General features: G+C 37.9%; 1 pseudogene. It reads right to left on the bottom strand.

The window, feature by feature from the left end:
- A pseudogene (locus ACFIJJ_RS10220) lies at positions 1 to 520 on the bottom strand (hypothetical protein); the annotation flags it as partial.

Raw genomic sequence — 520 nt, 5'->3', positions numbered from 1 at the left:
TACTGTTGGCAATATTGAGTTCTGTACCTTCTACTTCTTTGCCAATAGTAATAACCTTCGTATCATCATCCTGCTTGACAAGGCTATCACTGACAACATTAGTTACATCATTATGAACATTCGTGACAGAAGTACTAATATCAGAAAGTGCTTCCGATACACTCTTATAAATCTTTTCTTCACCAGCACTACCATCATCATTGACAGTTTTAAGCTTGAAGGTAGGTGCAACCCATTCTCCTTTTTCGTTATAGCCAGCTCCTCCACCAAAATAGCTAGCAACTGCCTCATTCATTGAATAAAGCTGGTTACCGGTAATCGCTTCTGTCGAACCTTTAGAAATTTCTCCATCCAATAAAAACTTCAATTTGCTATTTTCTTGTTTCGTTATAACTTTGCCATCTTGTGTTTCTGTTTTTATATGACGCGCTACAAACGCCTGAGCTTCATTACTCCAATTCAAAGAATCCTGTGCGACTCCTTCAGAAACTTCCTTAATCCTCTGATTCACATTCTTGAT

This window comes from Bartonella sp. TT29SHDZB, assembly GCF_042193395.1.
Lineage (GTDB): Bacteria > Pseudomonadota > Alphaproteobacteria > Rhizobiales > Rhizobiaceae > Bartonella.
The sequence above is the reverse complement of the archived record's forward strand: the minus strand, read 5'-3'. Positions and strand labels throughout refer to the sequence as shown.